General features: G+C 66.5%; 4 protein-coding genes. 1 reads left to right on the top strand and 3 read right to left on the bottom strand.

Annotation, left to right across the window (positions count from 1 at the left end; genetic code table 11):
- The 3 genes from FNH08_RS54300 to FNH08_RS49635 form a co-directional block, all read right to left on the bottom strand.
- Positions 1-126, bottom strand: a 126-nt coding sequence (locus FNH08_RS54300) for a DUF397 domain-containing protein (protein WP_152778565.1), incomplete at its 3' end; no start/stop codon positions are given.
- An 11-nt stretch (positions 127-137) separates the two neighbouring features.
- A complete protein-coding gene (locus tag FNH08_RS49640) occupies positions 138-344 on the bottom strand; it encodes a DUF397 domain-containing protein (protein WP_322726663.1) in 207 nt (68 codons plus the stop codon).
- A gap of 12 nt (positions 345-356) precedes the next feature.
- Positions 357-1,211 (bottom strand): helix-turn-helix domain-containing protein, encoded by an 855-nt coding sequence (locus tag FNH08_RS49635; RefSeq protein WP_152778563.1) that lies wholly within the window; start codon positions 1,209-1,211, stop codon positions 357-359.
- Between the two features lie 222 nt (positions 1,212-1,433).
- Here FNH08_RS49635 and FNH08_RS49630 point away from each other — a divergent pair.
- The coding region (locus FNH08_RS49630; RefSeq protein ID WP_152778561.1) for an ATP-binding protein at positions 1,434-1,772 on the top strand (339 nt) is incomplete at its 3' end.

Genomic DNA, 1,772 nt, shown 5'->3' with positions numbered 1-1,772 from the left:
GGTGAGGATGGTGTGGGGTTCGTCGCTCTCGCGGAGGCGGATGGTGCCGGTGGGGGTGGCGGCGACGTAGAGGCAGTTGGCCGCTTCGGCGCTGTGGGTGGACTTCTGCCAGGTGAGTTCGTGCATCAGAGGGCTCCTCACAGGTTCCCTGAACGCCCGCCTTTGGGTGGGAGTGCCTTCAGGGTGCGTATGAGGGCATGGAGGGGGGACTGGGTGGTGGTCAGGATGGTGTGCGGTGCGTCGCTCTCGCGGAGGTGGATGGCGCCTCCGGCGCTGGCGGCCAGGTGGACGCAGTTCGATCCGTCTCCGCTGTAGGTGGACTTCTGCCAGTGGAGGGTAGGCACGGTTGGGCCCTCTCAGATGTCTTGGGCGAGTCGGTGGACGAAGTCGCGTGACTTCGCGGGGCTGAGCGCGCAGGACTCCATACGGTCGAGCACGGAACGGTACTTGCTCAACTGCGCTTCGGCGTCGAGGAATTCGCATGCCTTGTGATGCGTGTCCAGCTGGACGGTGTCGAGTTCCCGTACGGGTCCCTCGATGTAGTCGATGGACTGGCCCGTGGTGGGGAAGTGCTCCGCGCCGAAGGGGATCACCCTGACCGTGACGTGGGCGAGTTCGCTCATGTCGATGAGGTGCTGGAGTTGGGCACTGGTCACGGATGGGCCACCGAATCCCATGCGGAGCGCTGCCTCGTGGATGGTGGCCGTGTACGACGGCGGGTTGTCCCGGTGCAGCACGCCTTGTCGCTTGATGCGGTGTGTGAGGCGGTGTTCGATCTCGTACTGCCGCATGGGCGGCGCGACTTGCCTGAAGAGTGCTCGTGCGTGATCTGTCGTCTGCAGTAGTGCCGGGATGTGCACGATGAGTGCCGCGCGCAGTCCGGCGGCGTGGTGTTCGAGTTCGGCGAGGTCGACCAGAGCGGCGGGCAGGTGCTCGCGGTACTCCTCCCACCAGCCCCGCGCGCGGCGTCCTGTCATCGAGGCCAGTGCGTCGATCAGTGACTCGTCGGGGCAGTCGTAGGCGGACGCGATCGCGCGGACCCGGTCGGCGCTGAGAGGTGTGCGCCCGGTTTCGATCATGCTGACGCGACCCTGGTTGACGCCCAGGTGAGTGGCGGCCTGGGTGACGTTGAACCCGGTTCGCTCGCGAAGTTTCCGCAGCTCGATGCCCAGCCGTCGCTGACGCAGGTTGGGGTTGCTGTTGGACGGCAAGACGTCTCCTTTCGGGCCGCAGTGCGGCGCTCGTGTCCCTCACACGAGGTAATTGGGGATGCATCTCCGGACATTAGGAGATGTATCTCAGGTGCTGCGCTACGGTGAGGCTACAACGTCAACTGGCCCCGCCCGTAAGCCGGAAGCGCACCACCCCAGGCACTGCCACCGCTCGGCGTCGCCAGTGAGCTGCCCAAGTCCCTTTCCTCCCCGAAGGTGTTCATGGTCACCGTATCGCCGCCCGACTGTGCATCGCCCGAAATCTCCACCTCTGAGAACTGGTGCTACGTCCTGCGCCTCCCCCACGACCCCCGCTCCGCCCGCGTCGCCCGGATGACCGTACGGGCCGCGCTCACGAGCCACGGCATGGACGAACTCCTCGACGTCACCGAGCTGTTGACGTCTGAGCTGGTGACCAACGCCTACCGGTACGCGGAGGGGCCCGCGTCGCTGCGGCTGCGAGCGCTCGGGGAGGGACGGCTCAGGGTCTTCGTGTGGGACGCCAACCCGTACATCCCTCCGCCCTTCGACGAACCCCCGGCGATGGGTGCGCCACCACCC

Origin of the sequence: Streptomyces spongiae, from assembly GCF_009377185.1 — a bacterium.
Lineage (GTDB): Bacteria > Actinomycetota > Actinomycetes > Streptomycetales > Streptomycetaceae > Streptomyces > Streptomyces spongiae.
This window is presented reverse-complemented; position numbering and strand designations above follow the sequence as displayed.